Source organism: Phenylobacterium sp., from assembly GCF_004799515.1.
In the GTDB taxonomy this organism is placed as follows: Bacteria; Pseudomonadota; Alphaproteobacteria; order Caulobacterales; family Caulobacteraceae; genus Phenylobacterium.
In genome coordinates, this window is sequence record NZ_SSMX01000026.1 from 350180 (window position 1) to 372239 (window position 22060).

The following is a 22060-nucleotide window of genomic DNA, read 5'->3' on the forward strand; positions in this document are numbered from 1 at the left end:
GTTAATGCGACATTTACGCTTAGATAAGCCGAACCCTCGCGGCGGCGTCTTGGTGGCCTATTGGCTGGCGCCGCGTGCTTCGACGGAGGCGATCTCCACCAGCACGTCGCCGCGAACCATGTGGATCACGTCATAGCGGTCGAGCGTCGGGTCGATGTGGCCGGGCGCGAATTCCACCCGCTCGCCGCGGGCGACGGGTTGGCCCTCGGGGCGGGTCAGGCGGCCGTGCTCGTCGCCGAAGTAGCGGTAGGCGCATCCCGCGAACTTCGGCGTCAGGGCTAAGGGCAGGGGGCCGTCGGTGGAGAAGGCCTTCAGCCCGCCGTCGACCGTGACCCAGTCGGGATGGTTGGCGGTGATGACGGTGGTGGCGATCGTCAGGCTCTGTTCGAAGGCGCCGTCGGGGTCATCCTGCAGGGCTTCGCGGTAGTCGCGGTCCATGAAGGGATAGGAGCCGGGCTGCACCTCGGTCAGCACGCCCTGGGCGGCGTCGGCGGCGAAGGAGCCGGTGCCGCCGCCGGTGACCACGCCGATCGCGGCGCCCGCGTCGCGCAGGGCCGCGATCACGCTGGAGAGGTAGGCCATCCCGTCGGCGACGGCGGCGGCGCGGGCGTTGGCGCCGGCAATGTGCTGCCAGTTCCCGCCGTAGCACTGGACGCCGAGCAGCTTCAGGGACGGCTGCGCGGCGATGGCGCGGAACACCTCGACCGCCTGGGCGGCGTCGTGGACGCCGGTGCGGCCCATGCCGGGGTCGACGTCGATGAGGACTTGGATCGGCCCCTCGACTTCGCTTTGCGCCGCCGCGGCGGCCAGCTCGGCCACGCCGTCGGGATGGTCGACGACGATGCGGAAGTCCCGCAGTTCGGCCGCCAGGGCCGCGGCGCGGGCGGCCTGGCCCGCCCCGGCGATGGGCGAGGTGACCAGGATGGCCTCGATCCCGGCGCCGGCCATGGCCTCGGCCTCGGCCAGCTTGGCGCAGCAGATGCCGACTGCGCCGGCCTCGATCTGCCGGTGGGCGATAGCGGAGGTCTTGTGGGACTTGGAGTGCGGGCGCAGCGCCAGGCCGGCGGCCTTGGCGCGGGCGGCCATCCTGGCGAGGTTGCGCTCGAAGGCGTCGAGGTCGAGGACGGCGGCCGGCGTCGGGATGCGCTCGCGCGAACCCGGCTGGCCGATCAGGCTGACGTGGGCGGCCAGGCTGGTCATCAGGCGCCCATGAAGCCCGGCAGCCAGCCCTCGTGGGCGGTTCGCAGGCGTTCCAGGGCGAGGCTGAACAGGCCGGGGACGGCGATGACGTCGCCGCCGGCTTCACCCACGACGCGGGCCGGGACGCCGCTGGCCTCTGCGGCGGCCAGCGCGGCGTCGGCGCCGTGGACCGCCAGCAGGTAGCGGCCTTGGTCCTCGCCGAACAGCCAGGCCTGCGCCGGGATGTCCTCGCGGTTCATGAGCTGGACGCCGACGCGCGACGCCAGCGCCATCTCGGCCGCCGCGGCGATCAGGCCGCCGTCGGAAAGGTCATGCACGACAGAGGCTTGCCCGGAGAGGATCAGATTACGCACGAAGTCGCCGTTTCGCCGCTCGACGGCGAGGTCTACCGGCGGCGGGGCGCCGTCCTCGCGGTCAAGCAGCTCGCGCAGGTACATCGAGGCGCCGAGGTGGCCGCGGGTCTCGCCGACCAGGATCAGGGTCTCGCCGCCGGTCAGGGAGCCGAAGTCGGCGCGGCGCGCATAGTCGGCGATCAGGCCTACCGCGCCCACGGTGGGCGTCGGCGGAATGGCCGCGCCATTGGTCTCGTTGTAGAGGCTGACGTTGCCGCTCACGACGGGGAAGTCGAGCGCGCGGCAGGCCTCGGCCATGCCTTCGATGGCGCGGACGATCTGGCCCATGATCTCGGGCCGTTCGGGATTGCCGAAGTTCAGGTTGTCGGTGATGGCGATGGGGTCGGCGCCCACGGCGGTGAGGTTGCGCCAGGCCTCGGCGACGGCCTGCTTGCCGCCTTCGTAGGGGTCGGCCTGGACGTAGCGCGGAGTGACGTCGGAGGTGACGGCCAGCGCCTTCTTGGTGCCGTGCACGCGGACGATCCCGGCGTCGGCGCCGGTGGCGCTATCCTCCAGGGTGTCGGCCATGACGTGCCGGTCGTACTGCTCCCAGAGCCAGCGCTTCGAGGCCATGTCCGGCGCGCTCATCAGCTTCAGCACAGCTTCGGCGTAGTCGGCGGGCGCGGGCACGGACGCAGGGTCGAGCCGCGGCTGAGGCTCCGGCGCGGTCCAGGGCCGGTCGTAGAGCGGGGCGTCGTCGAACAGCGGCGCGAGCGGCACGTCGCAGACCGTCTCGCCCTTGTGCGTCAGGACCAGGCGGCCGGTGTCGGTGGTGTGGCCGATGGTGGCGGCGTCCAGGCCCCACTTGGCGAAGATGCGCTGGCCGTCGGCCTCGCGGCCGGGCTTGAGGATCGCCAGCATCCGCTCCTGGCTCTCCGAGAGCATCATCTCGTAGGCGCTCATGCCCTCCTCGCGCTGCGGCACCGCGTCGAGGTCGAGTTCGATGCCGACGCCGCCCTTGCCGGCCATCTCCACCGAGGACGAGGTGAGGCCGGCCGCGCCCATGTCCTGGATGGCGGCGACCGCGCCGGAGGCCATCAGCTCCAGGGTGGCTTCGATCAGCAGCTTCTCGGCGAAGGGGTCGCCGACCTGGACGGTGGGGCGCTTCTCGTCGGAGGCGTCGTCGAATTCGGCGGAGGCCATGGTCGCGCCATGGATGCCGTCGCGGCCGGTCTTGGAGCCGAAGTAGACCACCGGCAGGCCGGGCGCGGGCGCGGCGGAGTAGAAGATCTTGTCGGCGTCGGCCAGGCCCACGCACATGGCGTTGACCAGGATGTTGCCGTCGTAGCCGCGATGGAAGTTGGTCTCGCCGGCCACGGTGGGCACGCCCACGCAGTTGCCATAGCCGCCGATGCCGGCCACCACGCCGCCGAGGAGGCGTTTGGTCTTCGGATGGCTGGGGTCGCCGAACCGTAGGGCGTTCAGCAGGGCCACGGGGCGCGCGCCCATGGTGAAGACGTCGCGCATGATGCCGCCGACGCCGGTCGCCGCCCCCTGGTAGGGCTCGATGAACGAGGGGTGGTTATGGCTCTCCATCTTGAAGATGCACGCAAGCTTCTGCCCGTCGGGGCCCTCGCCGATGTCGACGACGCCGGCGTTCTCGCCCGGGCCGCAGATCACCTTGGGGCCGGTGGTGGGGAACTTGCCGAGGTGCTTCTTGCTCGACTTGTAGGAGCAGTGCTCCGACCACATCACCGAGAAGACACCCAGCTCGACGTGGTTGGGCTCGCGGTTCAGGCGGCGGACGATGAGGTCGAATTCCTCGCGCTTCAGGCCGAACTCGGCGGCGGTCTCGGCGAGGCTCTTGGTGGGGGCGGCGCTCATGGCGGGCTTCTAGCCGGACTCGACGGCAAGCGCGATAGGGCCGCGCCTTTGGGAGGCGGCGACGCGGGATTCTGCTGAAGGGGAAGTCGTCGGCTGACCTGCGCCCAATCTGGGGGGCTGGGGGGCTTTTCAGGATCCGGACCGGATGCCGATCAGCCGACGATCACAGTTAACGCGCCGGATGTGGCCGGGGCTGGGTCCCAATGGGGCCATTTCGCGGCGTGGCGCGGCCACAACAACCCGGCGAGATCGTGGCGGGTGCGACGTAGCGCCCCTTGCCTTCATCCGAAGGTTGCGCGCACAGAAGGGGCAACGGCGGCCGTCACTCGCGGTCGTCAGGGCACGGGGGCCCCGCGGCGCTTCCAGGATTTCGGTCCTGCGCGGACGAACGAAGCGGCAGAGGCCGCCCGAAAGGGCGGCCTTCTTTGCGTCTGGACGTTCTCAGAACACCAGCATCGCCGCGCGCACCGCCAGCGCCAGCAGGACGAGCGAGGCGACCATGAAGATCGAAAACCGCGCCATGATGACGTTGGCCGTCGCCTGCACCAGACTGTGGACCACCCGCAAGCCCACATAAGCCCAGGCCAGCCACAGGTTGAGGCCGCCGCCGTGGCCCAGCAGGGCCAGGGTCAGGGCGATGGCGTAGAACAGCGTCGGCTGCTCCATCAGGTGGTTGTAGTTGTCGGCCTTCCACCGCACCTCCGGCGGGATCGCGTCGGCGAACTCCGAAGCCGGCCGGCGCGGGTCGTAGGCGATCTTCAGCCGGGTGATGGCCGGGATGCGGGTGGCGTAGAGCCAGGCCCACATCACGAAGGACCAGAGCACCAGCGCGATCACCGGCTTCAGGATCGGATCGGTCATCGGCCTCGCCCCCCGGCGCTTGCGTCAACTGGAGTGGGTGGTGTCCGGCAGGCCCAGGATCCGCTTGGAGATGATGTTGTTCTGCACCTCGGCCGAGCCGCCGTAGATCGACATCGCCTTGCCTGAGAGCCAGCCGCGCACGGTCTCGAGCTCCTCGCGGTTGAAGTCCTCGCCGGCCCAGCCCAGGCCCTGGGCGCCCATGATCTCCAGCGTCAGCTCGGCGCGGGTCTGGGCGACGTGGGTGGCGGAGTTCTTCAGCACCGAGGCGGCGTTGGTGGCGCCGTTGGCCTCCTTGGCCTCAGCGGCGGCGCGGACCAGGGTGAGCGCGTGGGCCCGGGCGTCCATCTGGTGGCGGACGAGGCGGGTGCGCAGGTCCTGGTCCTCGATCCGGCCGTGGGCGTCGACGGCCACGTACTTGCGGGCCACCTCGTGCAGCGGGACGGTGCGCCCGCCGCCGCCCATGGCGCCGGTCTGGCTGGCGCGCTCGTGCTGCAAGAGGCGCTTTCCCACCGTCCAGCCGACGTTGAGCTGGCCCAGAAGCGCGTCCTTCGGCGCGACGGCGTCGGTGATGAAGGTCTCGCAGAAGGGCGAGGCGCCGGCGATCAGGGCGATCGGCCGGGTCTCGATCCCCGGCTGATGCATGTCGACCAGCATGAAGGAGATGCCGTCATGCTTGCGGGCCGACGGGTCGGTGCGCACCAGCATGCCGCACCAGTCGGACCATTGGGCGCCCGAGGTCCATGTCTTCTGGCCGTTGATCACCCAGTGGTCGCCGGCGTCCACGGCGCGGGTCTGCAGGGAGGCGAGGTCGGAGCCGGCGTTAGGCTCGGAGTAGCCGACGCACCACCGCACCTCGCCGCGCACGATGCGCGGGATGTGCGTCTGCTTCTGCGCTTCGGTCCCGTAGTCGAGGATGGTCGGGCCGATCATGGTGATGCCCATGCCGAACATCAGCGGGTTGAAGGCGCCGATCCTGGCCATCTCCTGGGTCAGCACCCGGGCCTGGGCCGGCGGGAGGCCGCCGCCGCCGTACTGGGTCGGCCAGGTGGGGGTGGCCCAGCCCTTCTCGCCGATGGCCTTCTTCCAGGCGCTGAACTCGGGGCTGTCGACCAGCGCGTCGGTGAGGGCGGCCAGGCCCTTGCCGGCCAGCGACGCGGGGAAGTTCGCCTCCAGCCAGGCGCGCGCCTCGGCGCGGAAGTCCTCCAGCTCCAGGTCGCCGCCGAAATCCGCCATGCCGCTTCTCCCACTTTAGTTATTGGGCGGAAGCTTAGTCCCCTCGACCGTCCCGGCAAGCGTGCTGCGAGGGCAGGCTACTTGGCGGCGATGCGGGCGGGCCGGGGCTTGCCGGCCGCGTCGATCAGCTCGTCGCCGCCCAGGGTCTGGTAAAGACTGACCAGGTTGTCGGCGCGGATCAGCCGCGTCTCGGCGAGCGTCTGGCGGGCCTGGTATAGGGTGCGCTGGGCGACCAGGGTGTCGAGGAAGGGATCGATCCCCTGGTTATAGCGCGCGGTGGCCAGCACCAGTTCATCGTCGGCTTCGGCCACCAGGTGGTTCTGGGCGGTCATCTGGGCGTCGATGGTGCCGCGCCGCGCGAGCGCATCGGCGACCTCCTGGAAGGCGGTCTGGATCGCCTTCTGGTACTGGGCCACGGCCAGGCTGCGCTGGCCCTTGGCGAGGGCCAGGTTGGCGACGTTGGCACCGCCGGCGAAGATCGTCTGGTCCGCCGCGCCGGACGCCGTCCAGTTGAAGTTCTGGCCGTTGAACAGCTGGCCGAGCGCCGGGCTCGCCGCGCCGGCGAGCGCCGTCAGGCTGATGGTCGGGAAGAAGTTGGCGCGGGCGGCGCCGATCTGGGCGTTGGCGGCGCGCAGCTGATGCTCGGCCTGCACCACGTCGGGCCGGCGCAGCAGGACGCCGGACTGCAGGCCCGCCGGAACCTCGGCCAGCAGGCTGTCGACGGCCTCGATGGAGGTGGGCAGGGCGGTGTCGGCCACCTTGGCGCCGACCAGTAGCTCCAACGCGTTGCGGTCCTGGGCGACGCTGGTGGTCAGGTTGGCGGTGTCGGAGTTGGCCTGCTCCAGCACGGTTTGGGCCTGGCGCAGGTCGGTGCGGGGGGCGACGCCGCCGTTCAGCCGCGCCTGGGTCAGGTCGACGGTCTTCTGGGCGCTGGCGACGGTGTCCTTGGCGATGGCCAGCAGGCTGCGGTCGGCCGCGAGGGTCAGGTAGGCGTTGGCCACCTCGGCGACCAGGGTCAGGCGCGCGGCGTGCAGGCCGGCTTCGCTGGCGAAGTACTGCTCCTGGGCGGCGTGGGTCTGGGAGCGGACGCGGCCGAACAGGTCGAGCTGGAAGGACGTGAAGCCGAGGTCGAGGTCATAGGCGCGGGTGGTCTGGCGCGATTCGGTGATCGCGCCGGCGGGGGTGACGGTCTCCACTAGGCCATGCGCCTCGGTCATGCCGCCTGTGGCGTCGATCTTCGGCAACAGCTGGGCGCGCTGCACCCGGTACTGCGAGCGTGCGATCAGCACGTTGGCCATGGCGGCGCGCAGGTCCTGGTTGTTGGCCAGGGCCTCGACGACGATCGCCTGGAGGTTCGGGTCCTTGAAGATGTCCCGGTAGCTGACGCTGGGCAGGGGCGTGGCGCTGGCGGGCGGATAGGCGTCGCCCACCGGCCAGGACTGCGGGATCGCCGGCGTCGGCCGCACATAGTGCGGCTCCAGGGTGCAGCCGGCCAGGCCGGCGCCGGTCAGGAGCAGGGCCAGGGCCGGACGGGCGAGGGCGCGGCGCAAGACCATCAGGCGCTAGCCCTGACGCCCTGCGCCGGTACCGGGCTTGGGCTGGCGGGGCGCGGAGCCAGCGGGGACCGGATGCACCAGCTGGTTCGGCTGGTTCGGCTTCAACTGGCCAAGGCCCTCTACGATCACCTTGTCGCCGGCGGCGAGGCCGCCGGTCACCAGCCAGCTGGTCCCCACGGTGCGGGCGGCCTGGACGGTCCTTAGCTGCGCCGTGTCGCCGGGGCCGACGACGTAGACGGTGGCGTCGCCGCGCGGGTCGCGGCTGATCCCCTGCTGCGGCACCAGGATGGCGTTGCGAGCCGTGGCCTGGCTGAGCTTGGCGCGCACGAACATGCCCGGCAGCAACAGGCCGGTCGGATTGGGGAAGCGCGCGCGCAGGGTCACCGAGCCGGTGGTCTGGTCGACGATGGTCTCGGAGAACTCGATCACGCCGTGCTGCGGATAGGCGCTGCCGTCCTCGAGCGTCAGTTGCACGTCGGCCGACGAGGGGGTGACGCCGCCGCCGGACAGCTCGCGGCGCAGGGTGACCATGTCGGCGCTGGACTGCGGGATATCGACGTAGATCGGATCCAGCCGCGCGATGGTGGTCATCGCATTGGTCTGGCCGGAGGTGACCAGGGCGCCGGTGGTCACCAGGGAACGGCTGATGCGTCCGGTGATCGGGGCCGGAACGGTGGTGTACTGCAGGTTGATCTTGGCGGTGTCGAGGGCGGCCTTGTTCTGCGCCACCTGGGCGATCGCCTGCTTCGCGGCGGCTTCGGCGTCGGTGTAATCCTGCTTGGCCACCGCCTGCATGTCGGCCAGCGGCTTGTAGCGGTCAGCCTTGACCACCGCGGCGTCGCGGGTGGCCTCGGCGTTCTGCAGGTTGGCCTGCGCCTGGGCGACGGCGGCGCGGTAGAGCGAGGGATCGATCTCGTAGAGCGTCTGGCCCTGCTTGACGACGCTGCCCTCGACGAACCGGCGGGCCTTGATGACCCCGTTGACCTGCGGCCGGACCTCGGAGGTCTCATAGGCGTTGGTGCGACCCCCCAGCACAATCTCCAGGGGCACGTCCTGGGTCTTCAGCACCACATAGCCCACCTCGGGCGTGCGCTGGGGCGGCTTGTTGTCCTTGTGGCCGCAGGCGGCCAGCAACGGAACAACCGCCAGCAAGGGCAGGAGGCAGAGCTTGATCTGGGTACGCACCCGCAGGACCTGATTCTTAAGGACAACCCGTGGGGGTCGATGGGAGAGGACTACCAGTTTCGACGCCTGGAAGGCGGCCCGGGTCAGGACCGTCTTTCCAGAACGCGACGCCGGCATTTCGTATTGTCGCCAAACCGCGATGCCGCGCGGGCGCAACATAGTGATCCCATAAGACCGATCAATGTATGTCGACCACCGGCAACTCGATGTTGGTCGCCTGGGCGCCGGCGTGGAACACCCGCTGGGTCGCCGCCTGGTAGTCCGCGGGCTTCGCGAAGAAGATGTTGGGGACGAAGGTCTGCGGATTGCGGTCGTAAAGCGGAAACCAACTCGACTGGATCTGCACCATGATCCGGTGCCCCGGCAGGAAGACGTGGTTGGCCGTCGGCAGGACGAACCGGTACTTCTCCACTTGGCCCGCCGGGATCGCGTGCGGCGTTGAGAAGCTCTCGCGGTAGCGGCCACGGAAGATGTCCATGGCGATGGGCAGCTCGTAGCCGCCCAATTCCACCTGGCTGGGCACGGTGTCGGGATAGACGTCGATGATCTTCACCACCCAGTCGGAGTCCGTGCCGCTGGTGGAGGCGAAGAGGTTGACGATGGGCGCGCCGGAAATCCGCATGGGCGCGGTCAGCGGCTCGGTGGCGTAGGTCAGCACGTCCGGGCGGCCGTCCACATGCCGCTGGTCGGTGGTCAGCCAGTACTGCCATTGCGGCGGATCGTCGTAGCGCACCGGGCGGTGGACGTAGGGCACGGGCTTGGCGGGGTCGGAGACGTATTCGTCAAAAGCCGCGCCGCCGCCCGCGGGCGCCTGGAAGCCCAGGCCCAGGCCCGGCTGGAGATACAGCGGCTTCATCTTGGACCCGCAGCCCTCCTCGCAGGCCAGCGGCCACTTGGGCAGGCGGTCCCATTCCATGTCGCCGGTGCGGAAGATGAACACCGGCGGGGTGTTGGCCTTGGGCCCATTGGTCTTCAGGTGCTCGTCCAGGAACGGCTTCAGGATCTTCATCCGGAACTCGGTGGCCGTGTCGCCGGGCAGCTTCAGCGCGTTGAGTTGGCGTTGTTCGTAGTTGACGCCGGAATGCCGCCAGGGGCCCAGCACCAGGTAGTTCATGTCGTTGTTCTTGTCCTTGGGCTCGGTGGCCAGGTAGGCGTGGATAGTCCCCCACATGTCCTCTTGGTCCCACAGGGCGCCGACCCACATGGTGGGGACCTTGAGCGGCTGGCGGGCCAGCTCCTTGTCCAGCGCCTGCTCGCTCCAGAAGGCGTCGTAGGCCGCGTGCTCGGTCATCTTGCGGTAGTAGGGCACCTGGTCGAGGCCAGCGGCCTTGGCGTAGGTCTCGATGTTCCCGGCGCGCAGGAAGTTGGTGTAGTCGTCGAAGGTTTCCCGAGGAATCTTAAAGCCTTCGCCGCGGGCGGTCATCTGGCCTGAGAAGTAGTCCAGGTTGGTGGTGCGGAACGCGCCGTAGTGGAAGAAGTCGTCGCCCATCCAGCCGTCGACCATGGCCGACTGCGGCACGGCGGCCTTCAGCGCCGGGTGCGGGTTGATCAGGCCCATCAGCGTGGTGAAGCCGTCGTAAGACGAGCCGATCATGCCCACCCGGCCGTTGGTCTCCGGCACGTTCTTCACCAGCCACTCGATGGTGTCGTAGGTGTCGGTGGCGTGGTCGACGTTCGTATGGTTCAGCGGCCCGATCAGCGGGCGGGTGACCACATAGTCGCCCTCGGAGCCGTACTTGCCGCGGATGTCCTGATAGACGCGGATATAGCCGTCGGTGACGAAGGGCTCGTCCAGCTGGGCCAGTTCGTCGGTGACGTGCGGGCTGTCGAACCGCTGGGTCCGGCCCTTGGCGTTGTAGGGCGTGCGCGTCAGCAGGATGGGCCCGTCGTGGGCGCCCTTCTTCATGACGATGACGGTGTAGAGCTTCACCCCGTCGCGCATGGGGATCATCACCGTGCGCTTGACCCAGTCGTTCTGCGCCGTGGGCTTTTCGAAGTGCGCCGGGATATCCGGTGTGATTTCCGGGCCCGTCGGGGCCTGGGCGAGGACGGGCGCGGCGAAGAGGGCGAGGGCGGCGGCGAAGGCCGCGGGCGGGGCGAAGCGGGTCATGGCTTGACCGTAGCCGATGGCGCGGGGTTGGGAAGCCCCCGGGATCTCAGGCGCTGGCAAGCGCGCTCTGGAACAGGATCGCGCCGTCCGCCGAGCCCAGTTCGGGCTCGAAGGCGCGGTCCGGGTGCGGCATCACGCCCAGCACATTGCCCTTCGCATTGACGATGCCGGCCACGCCGCGCGACGAGCCGTTGGGGTTGTCGAGGTAGCGGAACACGATCTGGCCTTCGCCTTCCAGCCGTTCGAGGGTCGGCTCGTCGGCGAAGAAATTGCCCTCGCCGTTGCCGACGGTCAGGGTCACCTGGCGGCGGCCGGCGTAGCCCGCGGTGAAGCGGGTCTGGGCGTTGGTCACCTCCAGATCCACCTGCTTGCAGACGTACTTCAGCTTCTCGTTGCGCAGGAGGGCGCCGGGCAGCATCCCGGCCTCGCAGAGGATCTGGAAGCCGTTGCAGATGCCCACCGTCGCCACGCCCCGCTCGGCGGCGGCCCGGACCTCGCCCATCACCGGCGACAGGGCCGCCATGGCTCCGCAGCGCAGGTAGTCGCCGTAGGAGAAGCCGCCCGGCAGGACGATCAGGTCGACGCCGTCCGGCAGCGCCGTGTCGCCGTGCCAGACCATGTCCACATGCGCCCCGGTGGAGCGCTCGATGGCCACCTTGCAGTCGCGGTCGCAGTTGGAGCCGGGGAAGACGATGACGGCGGCTTTCATGGCAGGCTCCTTGACGGGCGGGCGGGATTGAACTGGGCGAGGCGGGCGCCGCTCATCGATGGGTCACCGTCTTCAGGCTCTCCAGATAGGCCATGATCTTCGCATAGCCCTTCGGGTCGCCGTAGGGGCAGCCGGAGATGTCGACCTTACCCTGGCTCGCCACCTCCATGGCGATCGCCGGATGGCCGGGCGCCCCAGGCTCGGTGATCAGGTAGGACACCCGCCCGTGGGGGGTCGAATAGAACTTGTAGGGCTCCAGCGGATCGTGCGGCGCGGGAACGAGGCCCGCCTGGACGGTGATCTTCGTGGCCTGGGCGTCGAAGGGCAGGGCGCAGTCGAGGCCGATGGCCGGGTCCGGCTGGGCGGTCTCCTGTGGCGTGCAGGCGCAGAGCGGGGGTGCGATCAGGAGGGTGAGGGCCAAGGCGCCCCTCACGCCACCTCCACGCGGTAGCTTTCGATGACCGTGTTGGCGAGCAGCTTGTCGCACATCGCCTTGACCTCGGCCTCGGCGGCGGCCGCGTCCGCGCCGGCCAGGTCGAACTCGATGGTGCGGCCGACGCGCACGCCGCTGACGCCGCCCCAGCCCAGGCCGTGGAGGGCCTGCTCGACCGCCTTGCCCTGCACGTCCAGGACGCCGGGCTTCAGGAACACATGCACAATGGCCTTCATCAGTGCAGGCCGCCTTGGATCACGGTGGGCATCTCCTTCATGATGCCGAGGCGGCGGGCCACCTCGGTGTAGCTCTCGATCACATTGCCCAGGTCGCGGCGGAAGCGGTCCTTGTCCAGCTTCTCGTTGGTGGCGCTGTCCCAGAGGCGGCAGGAATCCGGGCTGATCTCGTCGGCCAGGATGATGCGGGAGAAGTCGTTCTCCCAGACCCGCCCGAACTCCACCTTGAAGTCCACCAGGGTGATGCCGACCGCGCCGAACATGCCGGTCAGGAAGTCGTTCACGCGCAGGGTCAGCGCCATGATGTCGTCGATCTCCTGGGTCGAGGCCCAGTTGAAGGCGGTGATGTGCTCTTCCGACACCAGCGGGTCGTGCAGCTTGTCGTCCTTCAGGCAGAACTCGATGATCGAGCGCGGCAGGGCCTGGCCTTCCGGCAGCCCCAGGCGGGTCGACAGCGAGCCCGCCGCCACGTTGCGACAAATCACCTCAAGGGGGACGATCTCGACCTCGCGGATCAGCTGTTCGCGCAGGTTCAGGCGGCGGATGAAGTGGTTCTGCACCCCGATCGAGGCGAGCTTGGTCATGATGTGCTCGCTGATCCGGTTGTTGATGACGCCCTTGCCCTCGAGCACCGCCTTCTTGGTGGCGTCGAAGGCGGTGGTGTCATCCTTGAAGTACTGGATTAGGGTGCCAGGCTCGGGTCCTTCATAGAGGATCTTGGCCTTGCCCTCGTAGATCTTCTTGCGGCGGGTCATCGTCGCGCCTTCTCCGTCAGCGAGGGCTCAGCCGGTCGAAATAATGAAAAACGCGCGCGGTCCAAGTCCCTCGCGCGCGGATTCGACTCGGCGTCTCGCTTCATATGAGGCGGCGTAAAATTAGCGGATGCGGGAGGCCGGCGCAAACCTCCCGGCGTTCCCGCCTTTCGATTGCGGCGCCCGACCGGGCGGGATATGTGATCGCCCGTCGTACAGCTTTTTCCCAAGGACCCCATGACCACCTTTGACGACCGTGAACGTGGCTTCGAGAAGCGTTTCGCGCTCGATCAAGAGCAGGAGTTCAAGGCCGCCGCCCGGCGCAACCGCGCGCTGGGCGAATGGGCTGCTGGGCTGATGGGCCTGGAAGGCGGCCATGTGGCCGAATACGCCCAGGCGGTGGTCAAGTCCGACCTGGAACAGCCTGGCGAGGACGATGTGCTGCGCAAGGTCTTCGAGGACCTGAAGGGCGCAGGGGTCCAGGTCTCCGAGGGCGAAGTCCGCATGAAGATGGCCGAACTGCTGGCCCAGGCCCGCGAGAGCGTGCGCGAGGGCAAGTAGCCGCTCAAGGCCGGGCTGCGGCCTTCGCCGCTTCTAGCACCGGGCGGCTGATCTTCTTGGGCACGATGCCGGTCCACGCCTCCAGCACTAGGTCGGCGAGCTCGGCCTCATCGAGCCCGCCCAGGTCCACGTAGCTCCAGTAGGCGGTGGCGACCTTGCACTTCTGGAAGGTCTCGGGGCGAATCTCGAACAGCAGCTCCTGGTGGCCCTTGTCGAGCTTCAGGATCGCCCGGCCGCGTCCCAGCAAGTGCAGGGCGAAGGTTTTCTTGCCCACGTTGAACCAGGGGTCGCCCTTGTAGGTCACCTCATGGGCGCCCGGCAGGGCGAGGCTCAGGCGGCGGAGATCGTCGACAGTCGCGATGCCTTCGCCTCCTCCTGCTCCCCGAACACGCGGGCGAAGACGCGGTCGACGTTCTTGAAGTGGTAGGCGTTGTCGAACAGCTCGGCGAGTTCGGCGTCCGAGAGGGTGACCGCGGGGTCGGCCTTCAGGAAATCCAGGAAATTCCCTTCGCCGCGCCAGACCCGCATGGCGTTCCGCTGCACGGCCGCATAGGCCACCTCGCGGGCCACGCCCTTCTGGGTGAGCGCGAGCAGCACGCGCTGCGAATGCACCAGGCCGCCCAGGCGGTCGAGGTTCTTCAGCATGTTCTCCGGATAGATCACCAGCCGCTCCATCACGCTGGCCAGGCGGCGGAGCGCGAAGTCCAGGTGCACGGTGGCGTCCGGCGCGATGCCGCGCTCGACGGAGGAGTGGCTGATGTCGCGCTCGTGCCACAGCGCCACGTTCTCCATGGCCGGCACGACAGCCGAGCGCACCAGCCGGGCAAGGCCGGTGAGGTTCTCGGTGAGGATCGGGTTGCGCTTATGCGGCATTGCGCTCGAACCCTTCTGGCCCGGGTCGAAGGGCTCCTCGGCCTCCAGCACCTCGGTGCGCTGCAGGTGGCGGATCTCCACGGCCAGCCGCTCGACGGAGGAGGCGACGACGCCCAGGGCGGCGAAATAGGCCGCGTGGCGGTCGCGCGGGATCACCTGGGTCGAGACCGGCTCGACCGCGAGGCCCAGCTTGTCGGCCACATAGGCTTCCACCTCGGGGGCGACGTTGGCGAAGGTGCCGACCGCGCCGGAAATCGCGCAGGTCGCGATCTCGAACTTGGCCATCGCCAGGCGTTCCTTGGCGCGCACGAACTCGGCGTAGTGGCCGGCGAGCTTCAAGCCGAAGGTGGTGGGCTCGGCGTGGATGCCATGGCTGCGGCCGACGGTGGGCGTGAAGCGGTGCTCGAAGGCGCGGCGCTTCAGGGCGGCCAGGACGAGGTCGACGTCGTCCATCAGGATGTCGGTGGCGCGGGAAAGCTGCACCGCCAGCGCCGTGTCGTTGACGTCCGAGGAGGTCATGCCCTGGTGCAGGAACCGCGCCTCCGGGCCCACCACCTCGGTGACGTGCGTCAGGAAGGCGATGACGTCGTGCTTCACCTCGCGCTCGATCTCGTCGATGCGCTCGGCGTCCCAGAGGGCGTCGCGGCCCTTCTCCCAGATGACCCGGGCGGCCTCCTTGGGGATCACCCCCAGCTCGGCCATGGCGTCGGCCGCGTAGGCCTCGATCTCGAACATGATCTGGAACCGGGTCTGCGGGCTCCAGATGTCGGCGGCTTCCTTGCGGGCGTAGCGGGGGATCATGTCGTCAGGGTATGTGGCCGCCCCCCGCCGGAAGTCAAATTTTCAGTCGCCTTCGCCCCCTCAGTCCGCCCCGCTTTCAGTCCGCCTCGCCCCGGGCCGCGCGGGCCTCGGCCATGGCCTTGCCGATGCCGAACGAGCCGATGAGGTAGTGGAGCGCGCCCCAGAGGCCGAAGGCGTAGGCCACGATCACCCCGTGGCGGGTGCCAAGCACCAGCGCGCCGGAGCAGGCCGCCTTGGCCGCCGCGTCCGCCCCCGCCGCCGCCTTGCCCCCCGGGCAGGCCGCCTGAAAGTCCGCCGGATGCGAGCCCGCGAATCCCGAGACCGCGTCCCACACGGTGTTCGCGCCGGCGTGCGCATAATGGAAGGCCGAGAAATGGTCGATCAGCCAGCCGGTGAACAAGGGCCCGCCGCCCAGCGCCACCAGGTTCAGGAAGAAGAACAGGATCGCCGCCGCCGTCGCCCGCTGGTGGGTCGGCGCCATGTTCTGCACCACCCCGAAGGTCGGGCCGAGATAGACGTAAGAGAGGATCCCGGGGAACAGCATGAAGGTCGCCGCCGCCTGCCAGGTGCCGGCGGTATAGATGCCGACGATGAACGGATAGGCCAGCGTCACCCCGATGGCGGGCACGAGGGAGTACCAGCGCGCGCCCAGCTTCGACATCCGGTCGGTGATCGGCCCGCCGATCAGGGTGCCGATGCCCTGGGAAAAGCCCGCCACCAGGCCGATGATCAGCCCCACCTGGGCGTAGTTCAGGTGGAAGGCGCGCAGGAAATAGGGCGGCGCGAACTGGCCGCCGCCATAGCCGCCGAACGACACCAGGGTCACGCCCAGCACCATGTTGAGCACCGGCCACTTGCCGAACAGGGTGCGGATCACCGCCCCCATCTGGCGGAACTCCTCGCCGAAGCTGACCGGCGGCGCGCCAGGGACCTCGGCGCTCACGTCCTCCGCCACCGTCGGATGCGGCCCCTGGCCTGCGGCCAGCCCCCCTCTGTCGCTTTGCGACATCTCCCCCAGCGGGGGCGAAAACGGCTCGGAGTGCCCGCGCGGCGGCTCCTTCACCAGCGCCTTCAGCGCCACGGCGATCAGGAGGCCCGGCAGGCCCACCACGGTGAAGGCCATGCGCCAGCCGAACGCCTGGGCGATCTGGCCGCCCAGGATCGCCCCCAGCATGGTGCCGAGCGGGATGCCGAAGGAGTAGACGCTGAGCGCCGAGGCCCGCTGCTTCGGCTCATAGTAGTCGCTGATCAGCGAGTGCGCCGGCGGCGACAGCCCGGCTTCGCCGACCCCCACCCCGAAGCGGTAGGCCGCCAGCGTCGCGAAGTTGGCCGCCGTGCCGCAAAGCGCGGTGAATCCCGACCAGATGACGATGGCCGCGGTGATGATGTTGACCCGGCTCGCCCGCTCCGCCCACCGCGCGATGGGGATGCCCAGGAACGTGTAGAGCAGCGCGAAATAGAGCCCGCCCAGCGCCCCCAGCTGGGTGTCGGTGATGTGCAGCGAGTCTTTGATCGGCTGCCCGAGCGTCGCGATGATCGTCCGGTCGATGAAGTTGAAGGTGTAGGCCGTCACCAACAGGATCAGCACCAGCCGCTTGTAATTGGCGCTGTAGACCGGCGCGGCGGACGCAGAGGCAGGGCCCGGGGCGGGCCCGGTGGTGGTCGTGGTCATGCTTCCCCCGATATCTATACTCGCCGCCCGCGAGGCGGGCGGCGGTGTTTGGGCGGAGGTTAGCGGGTTTTGGGAGAGGCGGTAGGGGACTTGAAGCTTCTTAGGTTCCACGGTGTTTCTGGCATGATGGCAGACACGCGTCGCGCCTTTAGGAAGTCCGGCCACATGCCTGATTCGTCGTTAGCGTTGAATCCAGGCGGGGCGATATTCGTGTTCTTGATTTGTTCTTGCAATTCTGCGCGATTTCGGCTAGGGTTCGAGTAGCCGTCTGATTGCGCCTTTGGCGCGGGTGAGGGGCCTTTTGGGCGTGTCTTGCCGGGGTGACCCCCTCCGCGGCTTCGTCCCCCTTGAGGGGGGAGGATTTTTGGCTCGGTGTCTGGGGTTTGCCCCCTCCACCGTCCGCTCTTTGGCGGACGGTCCCCCTCCCCGCCGCGCAGGGGAGGTAGATCATTCATGGAGGTTTGGGATGGGGGTTCCGCGGTCTCAGCAGACGCCGTGGTCGGACGAGCTGGGGGCGAGGGTGCTGGCGGGGACCCGGGAGGGGAAGGCTCTGCGCGAGGTTTGCGCGGAGGCGGGGATGCCGTCGCCTCGGGTGGTGCAGCGGTGGGCGGCGCAGCGGGGGTCGTTCGGGCGGGCGCTTCGGGAAGCTCGGGAGGCGGCGGGGCTCAATCTGCGGGGCGGGGCGCGGTCGTCCTACGATCCGGAGGTGGCGGAGGCGATCTGCGCGCGGCTGTGCGCAGGGGAGCTGGTCAAGACGGTGATGCGCGATCCGGAGATGCCGGGCTATTCGACTTTCTACCGGTGGCTGCGCGACGTGCCGGCGTTTCGCCAGGCGGTGGCCATGGCGCGGGACATCCAGGGGCTGACCATCGCCGAGGACGGCTGGGAGGACGCCTGCGCGGTGACGCCGGAGACGGCGTTCGCGACCAAGGTGAAGCTGGAGCACCTGCGCTGGTACGCGGCCAAGCTGGCGCCGCGGAAGTACGGGCCGATGCGGCCGCGCGAGGTGGGCGGGGCGGACGGCGGCGGGCACTCGGTGCTGCACGTCTACGCCAAGAAGTTCGTGACGTGTGGGCCTGGCGGGGGTGACGGGCCGGACGGGGAGGGGCGCTGGAGCGCCGAGCCGGCGCAGCACCTCTATTCGATGATCCCGGCGGGGGAGCGCGGCGGGCGCGGCGGCGAGCGGCTGCCGCCGCCTGCGGCGGTGCGCGAGCCGGCCTCGACCCGGGGGCCGGACGCGACCTGGGCGGCGCGCGGCGGGGCGGTGGAGGTCGAGCGGGACGGGCCGGAGGGCGAGGCGGACGACGGGTGGGACGACTATTGGGCTTGAGGCCGAGCCCGGCTAGGGCAGGCGCGCCGGGGTTAGCGGCCTGGGCGAAAGCGGTTGACGGTCGCGGCGGAAGCCTCGCCTTCTCGGGCCATGGTTGGGCGAACGGCGCTATTCGTGATTCTGAGCCTATCGCTGGCGGCGGCGGGGGGCGGCGGACCTACCGCGGCGGCGGCGCCCTACCACGCGCCGCGCACGGCGGAGGGGACGCCGGACTTCGAGGGGATCTGGAGCAACCTCTCCTACACGCTGCTGGAGCGGCCCAAGCGCTACAAGACGCTGATCGCCACGGAGGCGCAGGTGGCCTGGGCGCTGGCGCGGCGCGACGCCCTGATCGACGGCCGCAAGCCGCCGCCCGACCCCGACGCGCCGCCGAAACCCCCGCCGAAGCCCGGCGACGCCGACCCCGACCCCGACGACGTGGGCCAGGCGACCAGCGAGTTCCCGGACCGCAACGTCGACTTCCTGCGCATCTATGGCCAGGCGCGCACCTCGCTGATCGTCGACCCGGCGGACGGCAAGCTGCCCTATACGCCGGCGGGGCGGAAGCTGGCCGACGCCGCCGACGAGGCCGACCAGCACGACTTCGCCAATCCGGAATCCCGGATGCCGGACGAGCGCTGCCTGACGGCGTCCGGCGGCACCACCGGCCCGCCGATGCTCAATTCCACCCAGAACGCCAACTACCAGATCCTCCAGACACGGGGCGAGATCGCCATCCTGTCGGAGACCATGCACGACCTGCGCATCGTCCACATGGGCGCGCGCCACCCCGCGGTGGGGACCCATCCGTGGATGGGCGACAGCGTCGGCTGGTGGGAGGGCGAAACCCTGGTGATCGAGACGGTGGACCAGAACCCGCACGACGGCCCGCGCTTCCTGCCGGGCGGCGTCTTCTATCTGAGTCCAGCGGCGAAGGTGACCGAGCGGCTGACCCGCATCTCGCCGACCCAGATCCACTACGAGTTCACCGTCGAGGACCCCGAGGTCTACAAATGGCCCTGGCGCGCGGAGACCATGCTGAACGCCGCCAAGGGGCCGATCTACGAGTTCGCCTGCCACGAGGGCAACTACGCCTTCCCCGACATCCTGGCTGGGGCGCGGGCGACGGAGAAGGCGGCGAAGGCCGAACCGCCGAAGGTTGGGGCGCAGCCTTAGGGCCGTCGCTACGCGGGTTGCGGCCGGCCCCTAACGGCTGCTTAGCAAAGGTCCGGCATTTATGCCGTTGAGAACAGCCGCCCTGGCGCGCTATCGCCTTGGCGGCTGAGCGGAAGGAGCCCCTATGGAACTGGTCATCGGGACCAAGGCGTGGTCGACGTGGTCGATGCGGCCGTGGCTGGTCTTGAAGCGGACCGGCGTGGTGTTCCACGAGACGCTGATCCCGCTTCGGCAGGCCGACGGGGCCTCGGAGGCGGCGATCCTGAAGCATTCGGCGACCGGACTGGTGCCGGTGCTGAAGGACGGCGACGTGGTGATCTCCGACTCGCTGGCGATCTGCGAGTACCTGGCCGAGCGGTTCCCGGACATGGGGCTGTGGCCACGGGACGCGCGGATGCGGGCCTATGCGCGGTCGGCGGCGGCGGAGATGCACTCCGGCTTCGCCTCCCTGCGCGGCGAATGCCCGATGGACCTGACCATGTGGCCGCGCGCCGCGACCCTGTCGGAGGCGACGCACAAGGACATCCGCCGCATCGTCAAGCTGTGGACCGGGCTGATGACCAAGTTCGGCGGCCCATGGCTGGTCGGCGAGGACTGGGGCGTCGCCGACGCCTTCTTCACCCCGGTGGCGACCCGCTTCAAGAGCTATGGGGTGAAGCTGTCGGACTTCGGCGACCGTTCCGGCGCCGCGGCGCGCTACGCCGAGCGGCTGCTGGACCGGCCGGAGTTCCAGGCCTGGCTGGCCGGGGTCGGCTGAGGGCGTAAGCCTGCGGCATAGCTTCGCCATAAGGCCCGCATAGTTGGCGTTGCGGCGGGCTTTGGGGCACTGTCGGGGACGCCCGCGGCCGTGAGCCGCCGCACCCCCGCGAGCCGTCCCGACCTTGTCCCGCCGCTCCCCCTCGCAGCCCTCCTGGATCAGCCGGCTGAGCACGCCCGGCCGCTATGCCGTGGCGGTGGGGATGGTGGCGCTGGCGACGGCCACGGCGACGCTGCTGGACTGGCTGACCAACTCCAACCGGGTGGCCGGCGTCTACCTGGTGGGCGTGCTGGTGACGTCGTACCTGGTGGGCTCGGGGCCCGGATACGTGGCCGCGGCGAGCTCGTTCCTGATCTACAACTTCTATGTCGCCAACACCCACTTCAGCCTGGCCTCGTACCGGCCGGAGGACGTTCTGGTGCTGCTGACCTTCCCGACGGTGGCCCTGCTCATGGGCAACCTGACGGGCCGCGTGCGCGACGAAGCGAAGCGCGCCGAGGCCCGGGCGCTGGCGACGGCGGTGCTGTTCGAGGGGACGCGGGAGTTCTCGGCCTCGGACGACGCGAGTTTCATCCGCGCCCGGCTGGCCGAGCACCTGGCCGCCGCCGCCCGCGGCCAGGCCTTCGTGCTGGACCGGGGTGTCCTGTGCTCGGCGGGGGGCGAGGCGCCGACGCCGATGGTGCTGAGCGCGGCCAGGGCCCTGATGCTGGCGGAAGACGGCCTGGCGCGCACGGTGGAGGCGGCGGGCTGGCGGGTGCGGGTGCTGACCGGCGGGGCGGTGGCCGGCTGGCGCACCGAGCCGGCGCTGAGCGAAGAAGAAGAGAACCTCTTGCAGATCCTGGCCGACGCCGGGGCCGCCGCCACCGCGCGGGCGGGGCTGACGGTCGCCAAGGCCGACGCCGAGGCCCGCGCGCGCACCGAGGACCTGCGCAACGCGCTGTTGTCCTCCATCAGCCACGACCTGCGCACGCCGCTCGCGGCAGTGCTGGCGTCGGCCACCTCGCTGCAGGAGTTCGGCGACCAGTTCGACGCCAAGACCCGCCACGACCTGACGGCCACCATCCAGGAGGAGGCCGAGCGGCTGAACGCCTTCGTCACCAACCTGCTCAACATGACGCGGCTGGAGGGCGGGGCGCTGGACCCGACCAGCGCGGCCTTCGACCTGGCCGAGGTGGTCGACCGCACGCGCCGGCGCTTCGAGCGGCTGCGCGGCAAGCGCAAGATCGCCTGCGTGCTGGGCGAGGGCGCCGAGATCGCCCAGGGCGACCCGGTGCTGTTCGAGGTGGCGCTGGCCAATGTGCTGGAGAACGCCATCCGCTACAGCCCCGACGGCGGCAGGATCTCGCTGACCAGCTTCCCGCGCGGCGGCCAGGTGGTGGTCGAGGTGGCCGACGAGGGGCCCGGCGTGCCGGAGGCCGAGCTGCCGAAACTGTTCGACAAGTTCTACCGCGGGGCGGCGGCCAAGCGGCTGCCGGGGACGGGCCTGGGGCTCTCCATCGTGCGCGGGGTGATGCAGGGGATGGGCGGGGAGGCGGGCGCGGTCGTGCGCCCCGTCCCGCCCGGCGGCCTGGTGATTTCGCTGGCCCTGCCAGCGGCGAGAGTCTGACGGAGCGCTAAGAGAATGAACGCCAACCTGGGCCGGCTGCTGATCGTCGACGATGAGCCGCAGATCGTGCGCGCGCTGACGCCCGCCCTGGCGGCGGCCGGCTTCACGGTCACCGCGGCGGAGAACGGCGAGGGCGCCCTGGGCCAGCTGGCAAGCGAGCCCAGCGAGGTGGTGATCCTCGATCTCGGCCTGCCGGACATGGACGGCAAGGAGGTGATCCAGCGCATCCGAGAGTGGTCGGACGCCCCGATCATCGTCCTCTCGGCCCGGGATCTGGAGACTGAAAAGATCGCTGCGTTGGACCTGGGCGCCGACGACTTCGTCAACAAGCCGGTGGGCGTGGGCGAGCTGCTTGCCCGCATCCGCGCGGTGATGCGCGGGCGCGAGCGACGCTTCACCGCCCAGCCGCGCTTCCAGTTCGGCGGGCTGGAAATCAATTTCCCGGCGCGGCGGGTGATGATCCAGGGCGAGGAGGTGCGGCTGACCCCGCGCGAATATCAGCTGCTGCGCATCCTGGCCGGTCACGCGGGCCAGGTGGTGACCCACAAGCAGATCATCACCGCCGTCTGGGGCTCCGACACCAACGCCGACGCCCAGTTCGTCCGTGTGCTGATGGCCCAGCTTCGCCAGAAGCTGGAAGCCGACCCGTCGAGCCCCGAGCTACTCGTCACTGAGCCCGGCATCGGCTACCGCCTGCAGTGCGAGGAGTAGGGCCGGCTGCGTCACCCGCGTTGACAGCGCTCCGCTGAGAAACCGCCGGCGGGTTGGAACGACCTTGGCTGTGGCGGCTTACCCGGGATTGGGTAGGAGGCTG

20 protein-coding genes are annotated in these 22060 nt (G+C 69.8%); 6 read left to right on the forward strand and 14 right to left on the reverse strand.

From position 1 onward, the window contains the following. Window positions 1-57 precede the first annotated feature (57 nt). From E8A49_RS11110 to purC, 11 genes are all read right to left on the reverse strand, one after another. The gene (locus E8A49_RS11110) at window positions 58-1200 is read right to left on the reverse strand and encodes an alanine racemase (RefSeq protein ID WP_293380596.1); all 1143 of its coding nucleotides are present in this window, start codon (window positions 1198-1200) and stop codon (window positions 58-60) included. After that, window positions 1200-3416, reverse strand: coding sequence for a phosphoribosylformylglycinamidine synthase subunit PurL (purL, locus tag E8A49_RS11115; RefSeq protein WP_293380599.1), 2217 nt, complete (start codon window positions 3414-3416; stop codon window positions 1200-1202). The genes E8A49_RS11110 and purL overlap by 1 nt, the downstream gene beginning before the upstream one ends. A 441-nt stretch (window positions 3417-3857) precedes the next feature. Next, window positions 3858-4277, reverse strand: a complete 420-nt coding sequence (locus tag E8A49_RS11120; protein ID WP_293380601.1) for an MAPEG family protein — start codon at window positions 4275-4277, stop codon at window positions 3858-3860. Window positions 4278-4301: 24 nt separating this feature from the next. Next, the gene (locus E8A49_RS11125) at window positions 4302-5510 is read right to left on the reverse strand and encodes an acyl-CoA dehydrogenase family protein (RefSeq protein ID WP_293380604.1); all 1209 of its coding nucleotides are present in this window, start codon (window positions 5508-5510) and stop codon (window positions 4302-4304) included. Between the two features lie 77 nt (window positions 5511-5587). Next, window positions 5588-7066 carry an efflux transporter outer membrane subunit gene (locus E8A49_RS11130; protein WP_293380607.1) on the reverse strand — a complete coding sequence of 493 codons (1479 nt, stop codon included), beginning with the start codon at window positions 7064-7066 and terminating at the stop codon, window positions 5588-5590. 6 nt (window positions 7067-7072) lie between these two features. After that, window positions 7073-8251, reverse strand: a complete 1179-nt coding sequence (locus E8A49_RS11135; RefSeq protein ID WP_293380610.1) for an efflux RND transporter periplasmic adaptor subunit — start codon at window positions 8249-8251, stop codon at window positions 7073-7075. Window positions 8252-8429: 178 nt separating this feature from the next. Beyond that, window positions 8430-10361, reverse strand: a complete 1932-nt coding sequence (locus E8A49_RS11140; protein WP_293380613.1) for a CocE/NonD family hydrolase — start codon at window positions 10359-10361, stop codon at window positions 8430-8432. Between the two features lie 46 nt (window positions 10362-10407). After that, a complete protein-coding gene (gene purQ / locus E8A49_RS11145; RefSeq protein ID WP_293380616.1) occupies window positions 10408-11070 on the reverse strand; it encodes a phosphoribosylformylglycinamidine synthase subunit PurQ in 663 nt (220 codons plus the stop codon). A gap of 52 nt (window positions 11071-11122) precedes the next feature. Beyond that, window positions 11123-11491, reverse strand: a complete 369-nt coding sequence (locus E8A49_RS11150; RefSeq protein ID WP_293380619.1) for a hypothetical protein — start codon at window positions 11489-11491, stop codon at window positions 11123-11125. A gap of 8 nt (window positions 11492-11499) precedes the next feature. Continuing rightward, window positions 11500-11739, reverse strand: a complete 240-nt coding sequence (purS, locus tag E8A49_RS11155) for a phosphoribosylformylglycinamidine synthase subunit PurS (RefSeq protein WP_293380622.1) — start codon at window positions 11737-11739, stop codon at window positions 11500-11502. Further along, window positions 11739-12494 (reverse strand): phosphoribosylaminoimidazolesuccinocarboxamide synthase, encoded by a 756-nt coding sequence (gene purC / locus E8A49_RS11160; RefSeq protein WP_293380625.1) that lies wholly within the window; start codon window positions 12492-12494, stop codon window positions 11739-11741. Before purC ends, purS begins: the two co-directional genes overlap by 1 nt. Before the next feature lie 234 nt (window positions 12495-12728). On the opposite strand from purC, the gene E8A49_RS11165 reads away from it, so the two are divergent. Continuing rightward, a complete protein-coding gene (locus E8A49_RS11165; protein ID WP_293380628.1) occupies window positions 12729-13052 on the forward strand; it encodes a DUF1476 domain-containing protein in 324 nt (107 codons plus the stop codon). Window positions 13053-13056: 4 nt separating this feature from the next. Here E8A49_RS11165 and E8A49_RS11170 read toward each other — a convergent pair whose 3' ends face one another. The 3 genes from E8A49_RS11170 to E8A49_RS11180 form a co-directional block, all read right to left on the reverse strand. Next, on the reverse strand, window positions 13057-13413 hold the full coding sequence (locus E8A49_RS11170; protein WP_293381034.1) for an MmcQ/YjbR family DNA-binding protein: 357 nt from the start codon (window positions 13411-13413) through the stop codon (window positions 13057-13059). After that, on the reverse strand, window positions 13383-14726 hold the full coding sequence (gene purB, locus E8A49_RS11175) for an adenylosuccinate lyase (protein WP_293380631.1): 1344 nt from the start codon (window positions 14724-14726) through the stop codon (window positions 13383-13385). Before purB ends, E8A49_RS11170 begins: the two co-directional genes overlap by 31 nt. Window positions 14727-14802: 76 nt before the next feature. Beyond that, a complete protein-coding gene (locus tag E8A49_RS11180; protein WP_293380634.1) occupies window positions 14803-16398 on the reverse strand; it encodes an MFS transporter in 1596 nt (531 codons plus the stop codon). A gap of 466 nt (window positions 16399-16864) precedes the next feature. Between E8A49_RS11180 and E8A49_RS11185 the strand changes: the two genes are divergently transcribed. From E8A49_RS11185 to E8A49_RS11205, 5 genes are all read left to right on the forward strand, one after another. Next, window positions 16865-17728 carry a hypothetical protein gene (locus E8A49_RS11185; protein ID WP_366928808.1) on the forward strand — a complete coding sequence of 288 codons (864 nt, stop codon included), beginning with the start codon at window positions 16865-16867 and terminating at the stop codon, window positions 17726-17728. A 114-nt stretch (window positions 17729-17842) separates the two neighbouring features. Beyond that, the gene (locus tag E8A49_RS11190; RefSeq protein WP_293380640.1) at window positions 17843-18883 is read left to right on the forward strand and encodes a hypothetical protein; all 1041 of its coding nucleotides are present in this window, start codon (window positions 17843-17845) and stop codon (window positions 18881-18883) included. Between the two features lie 124 nt (window positions 18884-19007). Further along, window positions 19008-19640 carry a glutathione S-transferase family protein gene (locus E8A49_RS11195; RefSeq protein WP_293380643.1) on the forward strand — a complete coding sequence of 211 codons (633 nt, stop codon included), beginning with the start codon at window positions 19008-19010 and terminating at the stop codon, window positions 19638-19640. Window positions 19641-19764: 124 nt separating this feature from the next. Further along, a complete protein-coding gene (locus E8A49_RS11200) occupies window positions 19765-21246 on the forward strand; it encodes an ATP-binding protein (RefSeq protein ID WP_293380646.1) in 1482 nt (493 codons plus the stop codon). Between the two features lie 15 nt (window positions 21247-21261). Beyond that, entirely contained in the window at window positions 21262-21957 is a 696-nt protein-coding gene (locus tag E8A49_RS11205; protein WP_293380649.1) for a response regulator transcription factor, read from the forward strand. Window positions 21958-22060: the final 103 nt, after the last annotated feature.